Annotated in this window: 18 protein-coding genes and 1 pseudogene; 10 read left to right on the forward strand and 9 right to left on the reverse strand. The window is 41.4% G+C overall.

Features of this window, described 5'->3' with window-relative positions:
* Position 1 precedes the first annotated feature (1 nt).
* Positions 2-580, forward strand: a complete 579-nt coding sequence (locus FNZ24_RS11505; RefSeq protein ID WP_102528814.1) for a thymidine kinase — start codon at positions 2-4, stop codon at positions 578-580.
* Positions 581-1,505: 925 nt separating this feature from the next.
* A pseudogene (locus FNZ24_RS11510) lies at positions 1,506-2,285 on the forward strand (IS110 family transposase); the annotation flags it as partial.
* Positions 2,286-2,843: 558 nt separating this feature from the next.
* Here the strand turns inward: FNZ24_RS11510 and FNZ24_RS11515 are convergent.
* Positions 2,844-3,395 (reverse strand): GNAT family N-acetyltransferase, encoded by a 552-nt coding sequence (locus FNZ24_RS11515; RefSeq protein WP_228768461.1) that lies wholly within the window; start codon positions 3,393-3,395, stop codon positions 2,844-2,846.
* Between the two features lie 161 nt (positions 3,396-3,556).
* Positions 3,557-4,006 carry a hypothetical protein gene (locus tag FNZ24_RS11520; RefSeq protein WP_153914627.1) on the reverse strand — a complete coding sequence of 150 codons (450 nt, stop codon included), beginning with the start codon at positions 4,004-4,006 and terminating at the stop codon, positions 3,557-3,559.
* A gap of 474 nt (positions 4,007-4,480) precedes the next feature.
* On the opposite strand from FNZ24_RS11520, the gene nhaC reads away from it, so the two are divergent.
* Positions 4,481-5,956 (forward strand): Na+/H+ antiporter NhaC, encoded by a 1,476-nt coding sequence (gene nhaC, locus FNZ24_RS11525; protein ID WP_153914628.1) that lies wholly within the window; start codon positions 4,481-4,483, stop codon positions 5,954-5,956.
* Positions 5,957-5,959: 3 nt separating this feature from the next.
* On the opposite strand, the gene FNZ24_RS11530 is transcribed toward nhaC, so the two are convergent.
* Positions 5,960-7,312, reverse strand: coding sequence for an NAD(P)/FAD-dependent oxidoreductase (locus FNZ24_RS11530; RefSeq protein ID WP_153914629.1), 1,353 nt, complete (start codon positions 7,310-7,312; stop codon positions 5,960-5,962).
* Between the two features lie 96 nt (positions 7,313-7,408).
* A complete protein-coding gene (locus FNZ24_RS11535; protein WP_194945053.1) occupies positions 7,409-8,002 on the reverse strand; it encodes a GNAT family N-acetyltransferase in 594 nt (197 codons plus the stop codon).
* 253 nt (positions 8,003-8,255) lie between these two features.
* Here FNZ24_RS11535 and FNZ24_RS11540 point away from each other — a divergent pair, with 253 nt between their 5' ends.
* The 4 genes from FNZ24_RS11540 (at position 8,256) to FNZ24_RS11555 (ending at position 12,040) form a co-directional block, all read left to right on the forward strand.
* Entirely contained in the window at positions 8,256-8,927 is a 672-nt protein-coding gene (locus FNZ24_RS11540; protein ID WP_153914642.1) for a spondin domain-containing protein, read from the forward strand.
* A gap of 11 nt (positions 8,928-8,938) precedes the next feature.
* Positions 8,939-9,697 (forward strand): spondin domain-containing protein, encoded by a 759-nt coding sequence (locus FNZ24_RS11545; RefSeq protein WP_153914630.1) that lies wholly within the window; start codon positions 8,939-8,941, stop codon positions 9,695-9,697.
* Between the two features lie 121 nt (positions 9,698-9,818).
* A complete protein-coding gene (locus FNZ24_RS11550) occupies positions 9,819-10,544 on the forward strand; it encodes a response regulator transcription factor (protein ID WP_153914631.1) in 726 nt (241 codons plus the stop codon).
* 41 nt (positions 10,545-10,585) lie between these two features.
* Positions 10,586-12,040: a sensor histidine kinase gene (locus FNZ24_RS11555; RefSeq protein WP_153914632.1), complete on the forward strand. Its 1,455-nt coding sequence runs from the start codon at positions 10,586-10,588 to the stop codon at positions 12,038-12,040.
* 161 nt (positions 12,041-12,201) lie between these two features.
* On the opposite strand, the gene FNZ24_RS11560 is transcribed toward FNZ24_RS11555, so the two are convergent.
* Both FNZ24_RS11560 and hemE read right to left on the reverse strand, forming a co-directional pair.
* Positions 12,202-12,420 (reverse strand): hypothetical protein, encoded by a 219-nt coding sequence (locus FNZ24_RS11560; protein WP_153914633.1) that lies wholly within the window; start codon positions 12,418-12,420, stop codon positions 12,202-12,204.
* Positions 12,421-12,730: 310 nt separating this feature from the next.
* Entirely contained in the window at positions 12,731-13,795 is a 1,065-nt protein-coding gene (gene hemE, locus FNZ24_RS11565; RefSeq protein ID WP_153914634.1) for a uroporphyrinogen decarboxylase, read from the reverse strand.
* Positions 13,796-14,262: 467 nt separating this feature from the next.
* Here hemE and rsd point away from each other — a divergent pair, with 467 nt between their 5' ends.
* The gene (gene rsd / locus FNZ24_RS11570; RefSeq protein ID WP_194945054.1) at positions 14,263-14,739 is read left to right on the forward strand and encodes a sigma D regulator; all 477 of its coding nucleotides are present in this window, start codon (positions 14,263-14,265) and stop codon (positions 14,737-14,739) included.
* A gap of 92 nt (positions 14,740-14,831) precedes the next feature.
* Here rsd and FNZ24_RS11575 read toward each other — a convergent pair whose 3' ends face one another.
* The 3 genes from FNZ24_RS11575 to FNZ24_RS11585 form a co-directional block, all read right to left on the reverse strand.
* Positions 14,832-15,875 carry an MJ1255/VC2487 family glycosyltransferase gene (locus FNZ24_RS11575; protein WP_153914635.1) on the reverse strand — a complete coding sequence of 348 codons (1,044 nt, stop codon included), beginning with the start codon at positions 15,873-15,875 and terminating at the stop codon, positions 14,832-14,834.
* 119 nt (positions 15,876-15,994) lie between these two features.
* Positions 15,995-16,519, reverse strand: coding sequence for a phosphatase PAP2 family protein (locus FNZ24_RS11580; RefSeq protein ID WP_416384834.1), 525 nt, complete (start codon positions 16,517-16,519; stop codon positions 15,995-15,997).
* A 371-nt stretch (positions 16,520-16,890) separates the two neighbouring features.
* Positions 16,891-17,148 carry a YgjV family protein gene (locus tag FNZ24_RS11585; RefSeq protein WP_153914636.1) on the reverse strand — a complete coding sequence of 86 codons (258 nt, stop codon included), beginning with the start codon at positions 17,146-17,148 and terminating at the stop codon, positions 16,891-16,893.
* 382 nt (positions 17,149-17,530) lie between these two features.
* Here FNZ24_RS11585 and rraA point away from each other — a divergent pair, with 382 nt between their 5' ends.
* Positions 17,531-18,016 carry a ribonuclease E activity regulator RraA gene (gene rraA / locus FNZ24_RS11590; protein ID WP_153914637.1) on the forward strand — a complete coding sequence of 162 codons (486 nt, stop codon included), beginning with the start codon at positions 17,531-17,533 and terminating at the stop codon, positions 18,014-18,016.
* A gap of 128 nt (positions 18,017-18,144) precedes the next feature.
* On the forward strand, positions 18,145-19,182 hold the full coding sequence (locus FNZ24_RS11595) for a formimidoylglutamase (RefSeq protein WP_153914638.1): 1,038 nt from the start codon (positions 18,145-18,147) through the stop codon (positions 19,180-19,182).
* Positions 19,183-19,454: the final 272 nt, after the last annotated feature.

Consider the following 19,454-nt stretch of genomic DNA (forward strand, 5'->3'; position numbering starts at 1 on the left):
TTTGGCACAACTCTATTTCTATTATTCAGCGATGAATGCTGGCAAATCAACATCACTTCTACAATCATCTTATAACTACCGCGAGCGCGGCATGAATACGCTTGTTATGACAGCGTCAATTGATGATCGATATGGTGTCGGAAAAGTAGCCTCAAGAATAGGAATTGAAACAGAAGCGCAAGTATTTGGCGCTGAAGACAACTTATCAAAGATGATTGAAACTGAGCTTGAAACCCAAAAACTGCATTGTATTTTAATTGATGAATCGCAGTTTTTAAGTAAAGAGCAAGTGAAGCAATTGACTCATGTCGTCGACAACCTCGATATTCCAGTATTGTGTTACGGCCTTAAAACCGATTTCCAAGGTGAGCTATTTAGTGGCAGTCAGTACTTACTTGCTTGGGCTGATAAATTGGTTGAACTGAAAACCATTTGCCATTGCGGCCGTAAAGCCAACATGGTGGTGCGTCTTGATGGAAATGGCAAACCAATGCGCGAAGGTGAACAAGTCGCAATTGGTGGTAATGAAAGCTACGAGTCAGTTTGTCGAAAGCATTTCCGTGAGTTCATTTGGGATTAATACTGTTGATAACAGTATTTGAAATCAGAAGCTAAAATGAGAAGTTGAGAGCCATTTTTGAAAACTGAAATGGGTTAGGAGTAACGCATTTCTGCTTCAAAACGTGTTTCAAATTTTGAAGTTATCTTTCAAAAAATCAAAGTCGTGGCGCTTCGCCCACACCAGAGCAAGAAGGGTGAAACTGCTCACCCCTCTTGCATCTCCCCAGCAGCCCCGGCGAAATTTTCTGAAAAGCGAAAGATTTCCAGCGGGGGATCGATCCAGCTTTAAACTTCGTTTGTGCTAACTTCTGACTTATTCGAAAATGCTAACGCTTCCGATGGGCCGTCCATGGCCCGACGAAAGCTAGCCTGACGTCCTGTCAGGCTCACGCTATTTTCTTCAACGTCCTCAATTCAAATGGAGTCCTTTAAATGCAAGATCTACTAGCTTTAGCTCTTTAAATTATCACCAATGCAGTCAAATCGAAGAGACAATAAACCCAGTGTAGATACGTTCAAGACCTTCGAAAACATGGATGTTTTCGCAGAGCCCACAGGGATGTGTTTACGGCGTGTCTTGGATGTATCTGCACATAAGCCTGCGGCAGGCAATGGATTAGATTGAAGATATGGTTTCCTATAACTTTCCCAATATAAATTTAGTTATCGTAAAACGTTTTTGCCCCAAAACTTGTTTCAAATTTTGAAATTATCGTTTAAAAAATCAAAGTCGTGGCGCTTCGCCCACACCAGACTAAAAGGGAGTGAACTGCGACTCCCTCTTAGAACACCCCGCAGCTCCGGCGAAATTTAAACAGCAAAATTTCCAACGGAGAATCATCCAGCTTTAACCTCGCTTGTAGACTGCTTCGGCCACCTCTTTATTGCAAAGAGTGAAAATGCTAACGCTTCCGATGGTGCATCTGAAGTAAATGGATTTACGAATGCCCTACAGACAGGGAAATAAGAATGACTATAACGATGCACTTGCGATAGCTGAAGCAGCGCAACGACCTAACATGCGCTTTGTAGAACCAAAACCTATAGAACAACAAGATATTCAGATGTTGCATCGAATGAGAGAAAGGCTAAACAAGCAATCGACAGCACTGATTAATCAGGTTAGAGGGATGCTTGCTGAGTACGGCATTATTATCACAAAAGGAAAAGCGTCTTTTAGGTCAAAGCTACCTGATATTCTAGAAAATGCTGATAACGAATTAACAGCCARAGGCCGAAATATTTTCTATCAACTGTACGAAGAGTTTAATGATATTGAGCGAAGGCTTAAAAGTTGTGACGTTCAAGTTCAACAAGAGATGAAGAACAATCAAGTATGCCAACGTTTGGAGAGTGTGCCWGGCATTGGTCCTGTCACCGCAACGGCATTTTATGCCGCTGTTGGGGAAGGTAAAGATTTTACCAACGGCAGACATTTTTCAGCATGGTGCGGTCTAGTCCCCAAGCAACATAGCAGTGGTGGAAAAAATAATTTGCTTGGTATTAGTAAGCGAGGAAATGCTTATTTGAGAACGCTATTTATCCACGGGGCAAGAGCGGTTCTTTACCATAGTGAGGCTAAAGGGGATAAATTTAGTCGYTGGGCAACCGCACTTGCAGAAAGACGTGGCTTTAACAGAGCTTGTGTTGCCGTCGCGAACAAGCTTGCACGGATAGCGTGGGTTATAGCAGCAAGAGAAGATGAATATCGTATCGCTGCATAAAAGTAATCATTAACGCGCTAACAATTAGTTTTACCAACCACCAAGTTGCCAAGATAATTGAATTGATGATGAGACAGTCAGACTGTTCTACTTAAAACCTTCGCCTGGCATTGGCTCTAAAGAAGCCGTAAGGATGATAAGGAAAGTAGAAGCAAATATCCATCAGGGCCAGAGGTGTACCTCAATAACAGGCCGAATATATGGGTGCAATGAACTATTCTCAAAGTCGATATTAAATATCTTGCAAACCGGATGGGTCCATATATGTCTGGCTAGCTTTCGAGGGGAAGGGACGCCCCATCGGAAGCGTTAGTGATTTTCGAAGATGGTCGAAGCCGAATCAAAACGAAGCCAAAAGCTGGATCTATCCTTGTAGAAAATTTTCGCTTTTCAGAAAATTTCGTAAAGGCGGCAGGGTGATCCAAGAGGGTATTGCTGTTGATACCCTTTTGGTCTGGTGTGGGCTAAGCGCCACGATCTTGATTTAGATTTAGATTTAGATGTAGATGTAGATGTAGATTTAAAAAAAATCACTTCGGCATTTTTGCCGCCACACAATTACCAGTATGACTGCTCATTCAATGCATCTACACAAAAACTATCCCCTTCAATCGGCTCAATCTCGGCGCCAACTAATGATTGTGCTAACCACCCTTCAGGGTAAGTCAGGATAAGAGGTGCTTTGATGCAGTCTTCACTGATAGGGTTAAAGCCAACCTTAAGGTAGTAGTTAGGGTCACCGTAAGTAAACACTAACTCAACCCCATTGCCTTTCAGCTGCTTTAAGCCAAAGTTAATTAGCTTTTGGCCAATCCCTTTTGCTTGAAAAACGGTGCTCACCGCAACAGGAGATAAAATAAATGCAGTGGCTTTATTTGCTAACGTTAAACGGCTAAAGAAGATAGCCCCTACAATCTTGTCTTCTATGGTCGCAACAAAACCCAACAAGTCTGTAGCAGGTGTTGTCACAATCAATTCAGAAACTAAGTGACCAATCACCTTGCCTTCAGCCTCGCCCTCAGCATCCCCAAACGATTGAGTAAATAACTCAATAACATCGTCTGTTGTGTTAGTTGAGAAAGCCGATAACTTCATGGTGTCATCTGTCATATTTTGCAATTAAGCCTCTGAAACTGAATTTATTGATGTCATATAACATTATTATCGACGGTTATTTCTCTACAAGCCAGTTTGTTGAAATCAAATTGCGAACCTAAAACAAAAAAGCCGAGCATGGGCTCGGCAAAGGGTTGCTTCAAATGGGAAAAGAGTTAATCACGGTTAATGGTATCTTCGTACTCAGTAATTTTGGCACCGAACTGATAGCCACCATTATTGCGGTTGTATTCGCGAAATAAGCTTACTGAGAAATAGGTTGGTTCATCAGTATCGATCACATTTGAAACCACCTGAGCCAGTGTTTCTATGTCATGCTCTGCAGATAAATAGAAATGCTTGGTTTTCTGCAGCGATAACTGCTTAGCTTGCTCTTTTGTGATAAAGATTTCACTAAATTGGGTCGCAACAATACTTGTAAATTCAGTATGGTACGCATCACCTTCTTCTAGTAACAGCATAGATGTTTCCGCCACCACCATTTCACTCATAGCTTGCTCTAATTGAGCTTGTTCAGAGGCTTCATTGGCATTTGCCGCCGAGGAAACACCCAATGCACTTAATGATAGCGACATAAGCACTGCGCCAATTTGTTTTTTATTCATGTAATACCTATTTATCGTTGCGATTTATTGAGGTGCGTGACTTTGTCAATAAAGGAAAGTCTCAATAAAGGAAAATCTCAATAACCGCAGTCTACCCTTAACTGGACTAAGCAATTAATCGCTTTTGAAGGACTCAACCCTCATATAGCTTGTTTAATATCTAAAGTTAAAGGCTTAAGGCAATAGAACAAGCACTTCAAATCACATCGACTTTTTTCGGTAATATTTTGAATGGGTATTTATGCACGTTAAATAACTATTATGAATAGCTATGCTTAATAAATGTCTGAATTGTTAAAACCAGTCAATTCCAGCCCAATCAACAGTTATAACAACAACTCACAAGCATCGACTTGAACTACTGCTTTATGGCAGGATGTCGCATCGTCACAATTTAATAACAATAGTGACCAAGGATAAAAATAACTTATACCTAGCACGACCTATAATAAAAATAACATTAGGGATAGCGACATGTCTGACACCCAACACAAGCAACCAAGCTTGTTTGATGCCCTTGCTCCTGTCATTGCATTAATTACTATGCTTGGCGCTGCGGTTTATCTTTTCTCTTCTGATAGTTCATCAGGTGCAAACCAAATAGCCCTGATTCTAGCCGCTTGCATTGCCATTTTGATTGGTTATAAAAATGGTTATAGCTGGAATCAAATGGAACGTGGGATCATTAAAAGTATTGGCGTCGCCACTGGCGCTTTGCTGATTTTATTCACTGTGGGTTCACTTATTGGCACCTGGATTTTAGCAGGCACAGTACCGACAATGATTTACTACGGCATGCAAATCCTCCATCCACAATACTTTTATGCTGCTAGCTGTATTTTATGTGCCGTGGTGGCCATTAGTATCGGTAGCTCATGGACTGTGGCTGGTACTATCGGTATTGCGCTAATTGGTATTGCCTCTGCCATGGGATTAGATGTCAATATCACCGCAGGTGCGATTATCAGTGGTGCTTACTTTGGCGATAAAATGTCGCCTTTATCTGACACCACTAACTTGGCGCCCGCTGTTGCTGGCTCAAATATCTTTAGCCATATTAAACACATGACTTGGACAACCGTGCCAAGCATCATCATTGCCCTTATCGTATTTATCTTTTTAGGATTATCCGCTGACGTATCAAGCTTTAACTCCCAACTTGGCGATACCCTTACATTACTAGAAAACACTTACCAACCTGGGCTGCACTTATTGCTACCATTATTAGTGGTGTTGTTTCTCGCTAATAAAAAAATGCCCGCGTTTCCAACGGTGATAATCGGCACTCTTGCAGGGGCGATTTGCGCCGCAATGTTCCAGTTTGATAACGTCATTGCTTATGTCGGTGAGCCACAACTTTTACCCTTTATCGCTATTATTAAAGGTATTTGGATTGCCATGTTTGATGGCTATGTAGCCAGTACTGGCGATGCGGTATTAGATAACTTATTGAGCCGCGGCGGCATGAGTAGCATGGTGACAACGGTATGGCTAATATTGTGTGCGATGGCTTTTGGCGGCGTAATGGAAGTGACGGGCTTATTAAGCCGTTTACTTGAGAGCATTTTAAGCTTAGTGACAGGCACCAGTAGTTTAATTATCACTACCTTGGGGGTATGTATTGGCGCCAATGTCATTACAGCCGATCAATACATTGCGATTGTACTTCCTGGTCGCATGTTAAAAATGGAGTACCAGAAACGCAAACTCGCGCCAGTCAATTTAAGCCGTTCTTTAGAAGATTCCGCAACGGTTACTAGCCCACTCATTCCGTGGAACACTTGTGGTGCATTTATGGCAAGCACTTTAGGCGTAGCAACTATAGCCTACTTACCTTACGCCATCTTCAACTTAGTCTGCCCATTTATCAGCGCATCTTATGCTTACTTCAATTTCAAAATAGAGCCATTGGATGAAACAGAGTTAACTCAGGAAGTACAGCTTAGCTAACCATTAACCAAATTTATCTTTAAGCCAGCCATAATGATAATAACCCCACTGCCCTAACCGCCTTGCTTTTGTAAATGGCATAGGTGGTAGTGGGGAGTGATATAAAGGTAAGTTCGGTAAACTCTCACCAGCAATACTTTGCGCCAGTCTAAAGGCTGCTTGAGCACTAAATGATACGCCAGCACCGCAGTAACCTAGACTATATCCGACACCATCTTTGCTATATACATGGGGCATATCATCCATTGAAGCAGCAATCCAGCCAGTCCAGTTAAAGGCGACTTTTTTACGGCTTAAATATGGGAAGCATTTATCCATAGCAAGCTTTAAACGCTTCCCATATATTGGATTGCTGGCATCTTTGCCCCATACTGCCCCGCGCCCACCAAATAACAATCGGTTATCAGGTAGCAAACGAAAGTAATATTTTAAAATCCGTGTATCCATAGTAACTTGATTACTATGCAGCCCTGCTTGCTGTATTTCTTCTGGGGTTAAGGGTTCTGTGACAATGATATTACTCAAAATGGGCAGGAATTTATCATCAATACGTGGATTAAGCTGTTTAGGTGAATAAGCATTGCCCGCCATAATCACTTTATTGGCAACTAACTGCCCTTTTTCTGTGATTAATCTGTGTTTGCCACTTTCTTCTATCCAATCAATGACACAAGACTGCTCATGGATTTTAACTCCTTGGCGCTCAACTGCTTTCTTATAGCCTAATAGTAATTTAAGCGGATGTAGTCCAAACCCATCATTAAGCCTTAATGCGCCATAGGCCTGATGATGATTCAAGTATTGCTGCCTAAACGTATCAGCCTCAATAAATTCAGCAGAAAAATCTGTACCGTTTGCCATATTGTGTTGAATATACGCAGCAGCATATTGCAATTGGCTCAACGCTTTAGGGTTATGAGCCACTTTAAGGTAGCCTTTCTCTTGCGGCTCACAATCAATTTGGTGTTGGGTAATGAGCTGTTCAACTCGACTAACAGCTTGGCTGAATTCTTGATAAATGCCTTTTGCAGTATCAAGATCCCAACGCTTTTCCATCGCCGAGTAGCCCAAACGGCCAGATCCCTTAAGCACAAAACCTGCGTTACGGGCACTGGCACCAAAACCCACTTGATTTGCCTCTAACACCTGACAATCAATATTAAATTCCGATGCCAAATAATAGGCGGTCAATAATCCGGTATAACCGCCACCAATGATCGCCACATCAGTTTGATGGGTGCCAGATAAAGCAGGTAACAAAGTCGGTAAAGCTTGAGTACTGGCCCAATAGCTATCTGCAAAAGGTTGAGATGCAGGCGTTGGAGAAACAAGTGGATCATAGTATGGAACAGGCATAAAGAGTGCTCATTTAAAACAGATGTTGATAGTGCATTTAAAACAGAAGCTAATAGTGCATTTAAAATCTAATCAATCAGCTCAGTGCAACTAGCATCAGTCAAATTCAAGTACCATTTCACAGGCTGTACAATGACAATCGTCACCGCACAATACACAAATATAATCATTGGTTTCATCTGATTGCTGATTCCAACGACTAGGATGTAGCTTGATGAGCTTGCCACCTGCATGGGTAAAATAGTTAACAGCGGAATTATTTGGGCTTTGTTGCCATAAATGGCTTACGCCAGCTTTTGCTCCCTGAGCTTTAACTGCTTGAATGGAGGCTTGCAGCAATTTACTGCCAATACCTTTACCTCGAAGTGACTCAGTTACCGTATTGCATTTGAAATAGCACATATCCTTAACCGAAACAGGCCACTCAGTTGGCGTGCACCATTTATCAACGGGCCATTGCCCTGCTGCATAAGTTAATCTAAAGCCAATAATGCTTGTTTGATTATTAGCAGTAATCGCTTGTGAACTTTGCTCACTTTCAGCGATAAAATGGGCATTAATATTATTTTTTATGCCCATTTGATAGATTTTTTTAAGCGAGTCTACATCTAAGTAGTCTTCTCCATGGACACTGTTGCCAAGTTCAATAACCTGTTGAAAATCATCGGGAGTTAGTGCTCTTATTATCATTTTTATCACTCTAACCTTTCGTATATTTACGCCAAGATATCATAAAAAAATACTTAAAATAAACGATGTTAATCTTTTGTGATAATTTGGCGATACCCCAGTGAGATCCCTTTGTCAGAATCATTATCAATTAAACAAAAGGAGCTCTGTTATGAAATCATCTGTATTAAAGGCAGCAATGTTGCCAGCCGTATCACACCAAGTTAACGCACCATCTCGCGCAGTAAAAGCGAGCTTATTAACGGTAGGACTTATGGCGGCGGGCATTTTCAGCGCTTCGGCCACTGCTGCTGATTTAGAAATTAGCGTGGTTAATTTAACTCATGGTAATCATTTCACTCCAATATTTATTGCAGCACATGATGCTGACAGCCACCTATTTGAAGTCGGCGGAACCGCGACACCAGCATTACAGAAAATGGCTGAAGGCGGTGATATTGCAGATTTAGATGCAGCTGTAATGGGCGCAGGTGGGTTTACAGTAACTAACCCAGCCATGGGCTTACTCGCTCCAGGTGCAACAGTGAATGAGGTCATGCTTGATTCAATGGACATGACCCACTTATCAATTGTTGCGATGGTTTTACCAACCAATGATGCCTTTATCGGTTTAGATGGTTGGGAAATTCCTACTGAAGCTGGCAGCTACACAGTATATTTGAATGCTTATGATGCAGGTACTGAAGCCAATGATGAAATGGTTAATGGTGGTGGCATGTCTGGTGTACCAGGGATCCCTGCAGCACCCGGTGGTGATGCTGGCATGAACGGTACAGGTGTGATGGACGGCTCAACTAACGCTTATGTACATATTCATCCAGGTGTTTTAGGTGATACTGATGCAGCAGGTGGCGCAAGTGACTTAGATAGCCGTATTCATCGCTGGTTAAACCCTGTGGCGAAAGTTGTTGTTACCGTCAAATAAGGGGACTCGCAATGAGATATTTAACGAATACTTCAAAAAAGCACAGTCATAAATACAGCCATAAACATAGCTTAACCGCTGCGGCTTTAATTGCTGTGATTGGATTAACGGGTTGTTCTGATGACGATGATGATTCGCCAGCACCAGAGCCAGTAACGCCACCTGTGGTAGTGATGCAAACCTACACTGTGACTGTGACCAATTTAACCGCTAATCAGCCGATGTCGCCTATTGCTATCGCGTCTCACAGTGCTGATGTGATGTTATGGCAAGCTGGTGAAGCAGCCAATGTAGCACTTGAGAAAATAGCCGAAGGTGGCGATGCTGCCGATGTTGCTGCTATTGATGGAGTGAACTCAACGGTCAGCGGCGCAGGTATTTTAATGCCTGGTATGTCGGAAACCATCACAGTAACGCTAGATGAAGCTGACGTAGCCAACCTCACTGTTGCCACTATGCTAGTGAATACTAATGATGCGTTTACTGGCCTTAATAGCTACGACATCACTATGCTTGCGGTAGATGAGTCGGTATCAATGCGCGGCATGGTTTACGATGCGGGAACTGAAGCTAACTCAGAAGCAAAAGGCACAATGCCAGGGCCAGCTGACGGCGGTGAAGGTTACAATTCAGAACGAGATGATGTTGATTTTGTTCATATTCATCCAGGTGTCATCACTATGTATGACGGTTTAATGGATAGTGTATTAACCCCTTCTCATCGTTTCGATAATCCTGCTGTGGCAATTTCAATTAGCCGCACGGAATAACCCTTGTAGAGTTGCTATTAAGCGTTCAATTTATTTGATAAAGAATAAAAATCAATCAAATTGAAATTTAATCTTCCCATCTCAGGTCTGCTCAATAGGGATCTGATTTGGGATATTCAGGATGAACGATAGCAATAAGCATAACGGCCATCAGATAAAGCCACATATTTTGCTGGTTGAAGACGAGCAAGACTTAGCAAAACTCATCATGCTTAACTTAACGGCATTAAATTATGAAGTTTTTCATGCCACAACGTTAAGCCAAGCGATGCAGATTATCGACACCAAAACACTCGATCTCATTTTAATGGATCGTATGTTGCCCGATGGCGACGGCATTATGTTGTGTCAGCAATTACGTGAAGCTGAAAAGTCACTTCCTGTGATGATGCTCACCGCCAAAGACTCTGAAGCAGATATTGTTTTAGGGTTAGAAGCGGGCGCTGATGATTATCTCGTCAAACCGTTTAGTGTGTTAGAGCTTAGGGCGAGAGTTAAAGCTATGCTCAGACGCAGCAAGGTGCAACAAGTACAAACCGAACAGCTTGATTTTCATGGTGTCTCGATTAACTCATCCACTCGAGAAGTGGTAGCAAATAATAGCACCTTGGAATTAACAGCTCGTGAGTTCGACCTATTGCTGTTTTTAGCCAAACACCCATTGCAAGTTTTTAGCCGCATGCAATTACTCGAAGCGGTTTGGGGTTACAACTATGACGGTTATGAGCACACGGTAAATAGCCATATCAATCGCTTACGCAGCAAATTGGCTCGCAGCCCCGGTCACCCTGAACTGGTTAAAACCGTCTGGGGAGTAGGCTATAAGTTCTCACCACCGGAAGCCTAACGCTATCTTTTCTAGGACGTTACCAAGGTAGGTCTGTCATTATGAATCGTTTATTTAACCGATTATTTCTTTCTGCCACAGTGGTGGTTTTACTGTTATTTGTTGCCTTATGGCAATGGCTTCAGCTCAATCATGAATTTAGCCGTAATCAAATTCAGCAATCACTTCATCTTGAGCTGGCAGAGCACATGGCACATATCAATCCATTGCTTTCTCAAGGCATCACCTCTGATGCAGCATTAAAAGAAGCGTTCCATGACTTTATGTTGCTCGGCCCTAGTTTTGAAATCTATACCCTAGACCCCGAAGGTCGCGTTGTGGCCTATGATGCCAAAGAAGAGAAAATCAAAAAAGAACGGGTCGATTTAAGCAAAATACAGCAATTTATTGATGGACGAGATTTACCTATTTTAGGCACAGATCCGCGCTCGACAGAAACTCAAAAAATATTCTCTGTCAGCCCTCTTATTACCGAAAACGGCCTTCACAGTGGCTATTTATATGTGATTATTGGTGGTGAAGATTATGATAGCTGGCAAGCCCTAATTAACTCAGAAAACCAGCCCAAAGTTTGGGGGGCGACTATCGGATTTTGGGTTGTTTTTGCGTTAATTCTGTTTGTGTTGTTATTAGGCTTTTTTACCCGCCCAATTCAAAAGTTAGCCAGCGATTTAACCCGTCTTAAAGACGCCCCCCTAGAAGAAAATCTTGCTCTTCCCAATCGCTATAACGGCAGTTTAGAAATCAAAAAGCTCAGCGAGCATATTAATCATTTACTGCAAGAGCTCAATAATCAGCATCAACAAGTCAAACGTCAGCAACAGGCCAAACATGATTTTTTACTGCATTTATCCCATGACTTAAAAACCCCATTAACATCATTGATTGGCTATATAGACACTTGGTTACTGTCTCCACCCGACGAACGTCAGCCAGAGTACATTGAATATGCTGCAAACTCAGGCCAAAACCTACAGCAGCTGTTATCGCAATTATTGGAGCTAGCAGCGCTAGAAAACGGCCAGATAAGTGCCCAAATTAAGCAAATCAATTTACGAGAAGTGTTACTCGATTTAAATCAGACTTTTGCTCCAAGAGCCAAAAAACTCGGAGTCACTTTAGATTTTGATATTACTGATGAATTGCAGGTGTATACCGACCCACAATTAATGCGGCGGATATTAAATAACCTAGTGGACAATGCGCTGCGTTACACCCCTAAAGGCGGCACAATAACGGTGTTTAGTGAAAACCTAAATGGCCAAAGTTGGTTGGCGGTAAAAGACACGGGCGCAGGGATGCACAAACATGAAGTAGAAGCTTTGAAACAATTATCTATGCAGCAGCTTAACTTTGAGCCAAATCAACCACTGCCGCAACTGGGTGTTGGATTGGCGATTGTTAGGCAGTTACTGGGATTACTAAAATGTCGAATTGATATAAAAAGTAACCCTGGAAAGGGAAGTCACTTTATGATTGAGCTTGCAACCCATTAACCCTGTCGCTACTACAATATCTTAAGAAAAAACAAAGATTAAAAACAAGAAAGCCACCTTAAATTGGTGGCTTTATTTATTATCTATCGACTGCGTCGCTAAATAATCATTCTGACAGTATCCTCGTTTACGAGCATCACTATCAATGAGTCAGGCTGTGACTAGCCATTTTCAATTGAAAGGTACAAAGCTTTAATTTTGTGGAAGAAAAGGCTCACAAAACCAGCAGCTAAGCTGCCCCACATTAGCAATACTGCAGCAACGGTAACAAATTGCCCCATGTAGTAATCTGCATTAGCAACATAGATGTAATGAGTACCAGGAAGCAGTGCAGCAAAAATAGCAAAGAACACTAAGGCAACAATAATTTGAATTTTCATATTTACTCTCTTTTTGGCGAAGGCGACTAGATGTGGCTTCCACCCCATCATGAAACAAAGCTAGTTAGCTTAAAAATTTATCTCAGTATGAGCATAAAATATCAAATTAACTCACTGAATAGTTTTGCAAAGATCACAAATCAGAATATCTCATTCTCACTTTGTGATTTAACTCACCACATAATTATCAACAGACCCTAATATAACTTAGCAGGTCTTTATCAAACCTCTACTGATTTCACAAAATAAAAAAGACGAGCAATGCTCGTCTTTTTTCGCATCATCAAGATGCAATCAGCTTAACCAACAATTACTTGTGGTATTTGCCCGATAACTCATGAACTGAGTTAATGAACGAACCAGCATGTTCTGGATTAACATGTTGGTGAATACCATGGCCCAAGTTAAATACATGACCAGTACCTTCACCGTAAGATGACAAGATTTGGTCAACTTCTTGGTGAATACGCTCAGGAGATGCGTAAAGTACAGATGGGTCCATGTTACCTTGAAGAGCAACTTTTTCACCAACACGGCGACGTGCATCACCAATATCAACAGTCCAGTCTAAACCTAGTGCATCACAACCTGTTTCAGCCATAGATTCTAACCATAGTCCGCCACCTTTAGTGAATAAGGTAACTGGTACTTGGCGACCGTCTGCATGGCGAGTTAAGCCATCAACGATTTTTTGCATGTAGCGTAGTGAGAATTCACGGTAAGCGTGGTGAGATAACGCACCGCCCCATGAATCGAAAATCATTAACGATTGAGCACCGTTAGCAACTTGTGCGTTTAGGTACAAGATAACTGAGTCAGCTAACTTGTCTAACAGCATGTGTAATGTTGCAGGCTCTTCGTAAGCCATTTTCTTGATTTTTTCGAAAGTTTTGCTTGAACCACCTTCGACCATGTAAGTCGCTAGTGTCCATGGAGAACCAGAGAAACCGATTAAAGGCACTTCACCTTTAAGTTCACGACGAATAGTGCTTACTGCACGCATCACGTAACCTAACTCGTCTTCAGGATCAGGAATGCAAAGCTTTTTAATTGAGTCGATAGTATCAGTAGGACGTTCAAAACGTGGGCCTTCGCCAGTTTCGAAATATAAACCTAAACCCATCGCATCTGGAACGGTAAGAATATCTGAGAATAAGATTGCTGCATCTAAGTCGTAACGACGAAGTGGCTGTAAAGTCACTTCACATGCTAAATCTTGGTTCTTACAAAGAGACATAAAGTCACCCGCTTCTGCGCGAGTCGCTTTATATTCAGGTAGATAACGTCCAGCTTGACGCATCATCCAGACAGGCGTTCTGTCAACAGGCTGTTTTAATAAAGCGCGTAAATAACGATCATTCTTTAATTCTGCCATTGGGCTTGATTCCTAAACATATAGTGATATCCGCTGGCGCGTAGTTTAGCACTTATGCGATTAATGTAACCAGCGATGCTAAATTAATGTGAACTAACACCCCAACTAGTATCGAATTTGCTAATACAATCGTTATCATGCTCACATAATACTCATAAATAGGTACTAAGTAGGGCTAATTGGATAAAAAAGTTGCACCTCTTGTTCGCCTTTGGTATAAAAAGTCTGCGCTAGCAAGAACAATCAAGAAGCACGATAAATCGAGCCCTTAAAAAATCTATTTGCCCAGTGATAGCTACTATCACTGGGCATTTTTCTTTTTATGCCTTTCACAGTATTTATATTTCCCTACAAAATATCCATTAATCTGGTCGATCCATTAGATCTTTTGCAGAAAACAGTTGATCAATAGTCGCTTTCTCTCATACATTAAGTGTTATGGATTAGTTGCAACACTGGAATTCGTTATGCTGACAAAACTAGAAAAAGCCGAACAGAAATGGGGCGGCTCAAATAAGCTAGTCGATCAATGGCTACAACATCGCAGAGTTTTGTTGATCCAATATTTTAAAATTGCCGGTCTAGCGCCATATACCATGCCAGCTAAAAGCCTTCCTAAAGCTGATGCAGTCAAACAATTTTGTGCACAGCTCGTTGATTACGTCTCAGAAGGCCATTTTGAGGTTTACGATCAAGTGGTCACCGAATGCGAGAAGTTCGGCCAAAGCAGTAAAGAGAGAGCCCAACAATTATTACCACAAATCAGTGAAACCACTGACGCTGCTTTAGATTTCAATGATAAATACACTGAAGCTGATAACGATGACATTTTGATGGACTTGGATGCTGACTTATCAAAACTAGCCCAAGCTATGGAAACCCGCTTTGCCTACGAAGATGAATTGCTTGAACAACTTCACGAACATCATTCAAAAGCCAGCTAGGCAAGTACCAGACTCCACCAAGCAACATAATTAAAAAGCTCTCTTTGATTTACATCAACAGAGAGCTTTTAAGATCTATCACTGATATCTCACTACTTACGCCAATTGTCAGGTAACTCAACCTGCGACCACAAGTCATTGCAGAGCACTTGATGTTGGTGCCAATCCCCTTGTTTTAGCCAGCGCACAAGTGCATCACCCACTTGAGGGTATTTGATTGGCTTAGGCGAAGCTGATTTTAACCAGCGATTTAGAATACAAGCATCTAAACTTTCCATGCTTTCAGCCGCTGCTAATAGTTCCAATGCAGCCACATTTGATGATTGTTCAAATTGGCCTAATAACGGTTTTACCAACAATTTTTTACCCAGTGTCATCGCCTCACTGGCCAATTCAAAACCAGCATTACCAATCACCCCACCACATTCTGACATGTGATTTTTAAAGCCCACCCGATTAAAGCCAAACCAATTAATATGTTCAGCTAAAGCCTGGGAAGGTTTATCAGCGTGATAAACAAAGAACTGATAATCAGAAAAAGGGCTTAAGAAGTTAGCGATGGTGTCTGCATTTTCAAAAGGTAGGTAAACCAATATTTGATGACTATGATCGCCACTGTTTGGCTCAACTTCTACAAATGGTGGCAATATTGGAAAACCAAAATGGTGCCAATGACAACCCAGTTTAATGTCTGTGGGGGCAAAGTTATTCAGTAAAAGACCATCAAACCAGCTCATCCCCTGTTTGGGTACCGGATATTGCAATGCAGCTTGGTGGCTAATACTAATCGACGTTACTCCCTGCTTTTTAGCAGCCCACGCGGTAACGGGCTCAAAGTCATTCAGCACTAAATCATAGTCCGTTAAATCCATTTGCTGAACTTCAGACAATATTGGTGACGTGATATTTCGTTTGATGGTTTTGCCTAAATTGACTCGACCGCTTTCGGTAATAAACGACATGCCTTTTCTAACTTGATAGTCACCAAAGCACTCCATATCAAAATATTGGTCTTCGTTACGGCCACTAAAAAGAAAATCCACTTCTATATCTGTTTTACTCAATGATTTCGCCATGACTCGTGCACGACTAATATGGCCATTTCCAGTCCCTTGAACACCATATAATATTTTCATAAAGTTCCTTGTGTTAACTCAAACAATCTTGCATCACACTTGAGGTGACGATGAGTTATTGTGTAAAGAGTTGTTGTGTAGAGGTTTATTATTCAAAGCGACATAAATGCGCTACAGGGTTAAATAAATTGTTCCGCCAAGGTGACTGCGCCGATGCCCAGACCCATACCAGCCAAAATATCTAACGGGTAATGCACACCCAGTGCGATTCGAGATAAACCAATAAAACCAGCCCAAGCAAACGCTATTGGTGCCAATATAGGAAACGTTGTCATGACAACCGATGCCATAATGAAAGCTGCAGCAGTGTGCCCTGAAGGTAAACTGAATTTATCTGAAGGTTGAAAGTCTGACTCAAATCCAGCGAATGCAGCACATGGACGAGTGCGACGAATTGAGTTCTTCAATAGCAGGTAGAGTGGCAACTCAATGATGTAGCTCACTAGCATTAAATTAAAGAAATGGCTGCCTTGTGGGTGAAGAAACAATAAACCTACGGCCATATAAACGTAGTAATGACCGTCACCTGTTGCCGACACTTTTTTAGCGAAGTCAGTTAATTTATGGTCTCGACAAAAAGTCAGAATATGACAAAACAACATCTTGTCTAAAGTCGCTATGCTCACCGTCACGTCCTTTGCCATAATTGAGTCCTTTTTGATTAATTGTTATTCAACCATGATAAGGACTGTAAATATGACTAATGACGCTGACATTACATTCTGTCGAAAGTTTTATGACAAGACGCTCACAGAAATGCTGAGGTTAGATGGTTGCACTGCATTGTTGAGGGTATGAGTATGGGCTGACTTTGCCTTCCAAATGGAGAAAAGATAACAAACACATTAATGGGTGATTTAGGGAACCAATAAAAGGAGAGTAAATAAAAGAAGAGTGAATAAAGGGAGTTAAGTAAACAGTTTAGGGATTAGATATTAACAAATAAGGATTAAGGATTAAGCAGTAAGGAGTGGAGTAAGGTGCCCTATCAAAGACACCTCATTCAGCAGCAAATTTATGCAGATGCCTCAGCGAGACTATCTGACTTACTTGTGCGATATATTTTGATCAAATGAAAAATATTGATCCCAGCTACAAACGCGTTCATGCCAGCCACAGGCCAAGCTTCAATTTGTACACCGTAAATAACGAATAATGTACAACCAACAAAATTTAACCAGCGAAGCCAAATAATGTCTTTCATCATTAACGAAATCGCCACCATAACCGATGCGCCATAACCAATGATTTCAACAACGTTTAACCCTTCCATAAGAACCTCTTAGTAAGGCCCTCTGCCATCCATAAGCGTTACGGGGGGTCCGTGCCCCTAAAGCAAATAAAACAAACTGCATTTAATTAAGTGCTGATATTAACAAAAATTCATACAAGGATGTAATAAAAATCCGTAATATGATGACTAAGATCAATATTTGTCTCATTCTAAGGTCATAATGTAAGTTACTTTCTTACAGAGTTAATTAAACCCAGTCATTCTGAGTTTTTATAACATCAGTTTATAAATCAACTTGTTGCTTTATCGCTATCTGGTGATGAATATCGCTTTTAATTTCATAAAAAGCTCATATAATTCATTTAAGATTGCTTAACTACTAGCGAGAAGAATCAAATCGCTACCCCCAAGGAGTGTCACTATGGAATACAACACCTCAGAACTGTGTGATATGTATTTAGATGTTGTTGATGTCGTAGAACCTATGTTCAGTAACTACGGCGGTACTAGCTCTTTTGGTGGTTCTATTAGCACCATTAAATGCTTTGAAGATAACGGCCTTATTGCCGACGCACTTCAAGCCGAAGGCGAAGGTAAAGTGTTATTAATTGATGGTGGTGGCTCTATGCGCCGTGCATTAGTTGATGCCTCTATTGCAGAAATTGCCGTGGCCAACAAATGGGAAGGCATTATTGTTTATGGCTCAGTCAGAGACGTAGATGCGCTAGAAGAAATGGACATTGGTATCCAAGCACTTGCTTCAATTCCAATTGGCGCAGATAGCAATGGTGTTGGTGAAGTTGAAATTCCAGTGAACTTTGGTGGCGTCACCTTCTTACCTTTCGACCATATATACGCCGATAATACTGGTGTTATTTTGTCGCCAGAAGCATTAGATATTGAATAACTATTTCAGTATTGTATTAATTGATTAAAGCCAGCTATGCTGGCTTTTTTATTGGCGCATTTTTATTAAAACAAGATAGTTTCTCATTCAATACTTAAAATAATAATAACCGAGAAAAAGTAGGCCCTATGCTACAGATAATGACTCCAGCCTCACTAGGCAAATTGTTTTCGACTCGTGATGGCGAAACAAAATTAGGTCAGCAAGTTCAATTGCTCGGTAATTTTGAAGTCGAAACAGATAATTTAAAAAGCTCACTGGCAGAGGCTAAATCTCGAGGAGCACAATTCGTTGTTTTAGGGATCAGTGAGGATGCTGGGCCCAGAGCTAACTTAGGTCGCGGTGGGTCTACGACCGCGTTTAGTGCAGCTATGAGCCAATTTCTTAATCTGCAATCAAATCGCTATTTACACGGTAAAGAATGTATTGTGCTAGGCAATATTGAGCCAATGCAATTAGATGAAAGCGCAACGACTGAACAACTAAGACAAGCCACAGCAGATCTCGATGAACAGGTTATTGCGGTTGTGGCGCAAATTCTTGCAGCTGAACTTGAACCGATTGTGATTGGTGGTGGCCATAATAATGCTTATGGATTATTGATGGCTGTTAAGTCTCAATATAACCAAGCCGCGGCTGCCGTTAACCTAGACCCCCATAGTGACTTTAGACCAAGAGAAGGTCGTCATAGCGGTAATGGCTTTAGCTATGCTGCAGCCAATGGTGCGCTAGATTATTACCACGTTCTGGGATTACATGAACTCAAAAACAGTGAAGCAACACTCGAGCAGTTAAGCTTATTTGGTGGTCATTGGCACAGCTTTCAGCAAATATGGGTAAGGCGTGAAATAACATTAGCCGAAGCGTTAAAACAGATTGCCAAACAAGTTAATCAAACCCATTTACCTGTAGCGTTGGAAATTGATGTTGATGCCATTGCCAAAATGCCCAGTAGCGCCTCAACCTTCGCAGGTGTTCCGCTATTAGATGCCTGCTATTACATTAATTACATTGCTAAGCACTGTAATACTGCATATTTACATATCGCTGAAGCCGCACCCCAATGTCATGAGGCCGGTGAAATGGCTGGTAATAGAGATGTAGGTCAAAGTGTCAGTGAGCTGATTTACGCTTATATACAAGCGAAAAAACCGGCTCAATATTAGGGCCTGTTGTTCTTTTGAGGTTGTTTTGGCAGCGAATTGTTGGCCATTGGTACAAGGCAGAGACTTTGTGGTGTAGTTATTCTACATAAGAAGTCGATAACGCAGTAAAATGACCAACAAACGCTGCCCGAAGGGTTCGACTAAAAGTTGAACTCTAGTATTACCTTGTTCGTATGAATAATTGTTCATACGAGATTTTCAATAATTGCAGACTATTCAATATCGAATCGATTTATGGTCTAATGCAGGAGAWMGGAAGAGCGTCGTGTAGG

Origin of the sequence: Shewanella sp. TC10 (genome assembly GCF_009663145.1) — a bacterium.
Classification (GTDB): Bacteria; Pseudomonadota; Gammaproteobacteria; order Enterobacterales; family Shewanellaceae; genus Shewanella.

Excerpts from the sequence above, each read along its gene's own strand:
- FNZ24_RS11515 (WP_228768461.1), bottom strand. The coding sequence starts at position 3,395 with ATGACAGATGACACCATGAAGTTATCGGCTTTCTCAACTAACACAACA.
- FNZ24_RS11520 (WP_153914627.1), bottom strand. The coding sequence starts at position 4,006 with ATGAATAAAAAACAAATTGGCGCAGTGCTTATGTCGCTATCATTAAGT.
- nhaC (WP_153914628.1), top strand. The coding sequence starts at position 4,481 with ATGTCTGACACCCAACACAAGCAACCAAGCTTGTTTGATGCCCTTGCT.
- FNZ24_RS11530 (WP_153914629.1), bottom strand. The coding sequence starts at position 7,312 with ATGCCTGTTCCATACTATGATCCACTTGTTTCTCCAACGCCTGCATCT.
- FNZ24_RS11535 (WP_194945053.1), bottom strand. The coding sequence starts at position 8,002 with ATGATAATAAGAGCACTAACTCCCGATGATTTTCAACAGGTTATTGAA.
- FNZ24_RS11540 (WP_153914642.1), top strand. The coding sequence starts at position 8,256 with ATGGCGGCGGGCATTTTCAGCGCTTCGGCCACTGCTGCTGATTTAGAA.
- FNZ24_RS11545 (WP_153914630.1), top strand. The coding sequence starts at position 8,939 with ATGAGATATTTAACGAATACTTCAAAAAAGCACAGTCATAAATACAGC.
- FNZ24_RS11550 (WP_153914631.1), top strand. The coding sequence starts at position 9,819 with ATGAACGATAGCAATAAGCATAACGGCCATCAGATAAAGCCACATATT.
- FNZ24_RS11555 (WP_153914632.1), top strand. The coding sequence starts at position 10,586 with ATGAATCGTTTATTTAACCGATTATTTCTTTCTGCCACAGTGGTGGTT.
- FNZ24_RS11560 (WP_153914633.1), bottom strand. The coding sequence starts at position 12,420 with ATGAAAATTCAAATTATTGTTGCCTTAGTGTTCTTTGCTATTTTTGCT.
- hemE (WP_153914634.1), bottom strand. The coding sequence starts at position 13,795 with ATGGCAGAATTAAAGAATGATCGTTATTTACGCGCTTTATTAAAACAG.
- rsd (WP_194945054.1), top strand. The coding sequence starts at position 14,263 with ATGCTGACAAAACTAGAAAAAGCCGAACAGAAATGGGGCGGCTCAAAT.
- FNZ24_RS11575 (WP_153914635.1), bottom strand. The coding sequence starts at position 15,875 with ATGAAAATATTATATGGTGTTCAAGGGACTGGAAATGGCCATATTAGT.
- FNZ24_RS11580 (WP_416384834.1), bottom strand. The coding sequence starts at position 16,519 with ATGGCAAAGGACGTGACGGTGAGCATAGCGACTTTAGACAAGATGTTG.
- FNZ24_RS11585 (WP_153914636.1), bottom strand. The coding sequence starts at position 17,148 with ATGGAAGGGTTAAACGTTGTTGAAATCATTGGTTATGGCGCATCGGTT.
- rraA (WP_153914637.1), top strand. The coding sequence starts at position 17,531 with ATGGAATACAACACCTCAGAACTGTGTGATATGTATTTAGATGTTGTT.
- FNZ24_RS11595 (WP_153914638.1), top strand. The coding sequence starts at position 18,145 with ATGCTACAGATAATGACTCCAGCCTCACTAGGCAAATTGTTTTCGACT.